The sequence below is a fragment of the Nocardia cyriacigeorgica genome (assembly GCF_010858045.1).
Taxonomy (GTDB): domain Bacteria; phylum Actinomycetota; class Actinomycetes; order Mycobacteriales; family Mycobacteriaceae; genus Nocardia; species Nocardia cyriacigeorgica_E.
This window is the reverse complement of the sequence record NZ_JAAGVC010000228.1, coordinates 1-325: the sequence shown is the minus strand read 5'-3', so window position 1 is coordinate 325 and position 325 is coordinate 1. Positions and strand designations below refer to the sequence as shown.

The 325-nt window shown below is 66.2% G+C and carries 1 pseudogene; it reads right to left on the bottom strand.

Annotated elements, in window-relative coordinates:
* Positions 1-325, bottom strand: a pseudogene (locus GV790_RS29485) (MMPL family transporter); the annotation flags it as partial.

Below are 325 nucleotides of genomic sequence, written 5' to 3'. Positions count from 1 at the left end.
GTTCCGGTCCGGTTGACGCGCTGCACGCCGGGCGATTCGACAAGCACCTGATCAACCTGCGTTGCCGCCGTCGATTGCGCCACACCCACCACTGGGTCCGCGGTGCCGGCGGGGTAGTGCTCAGCCAATGTTTCGAAGCCGGCTACCGATTCGGCCTGCACCCGGAACTGCTCGGTCTGTGATAGCCCGACGTCGACAGTGAACAGGCCGGCCGCGCAGACCACTAGACCTGCGATGGCGCTCGTCGCGACGATGATCCGCCGTTCGATTACCCACGTCGCGATGGTGTGCCAGATCCCCGACTCGATCCGGTCGGGGCCTCCGA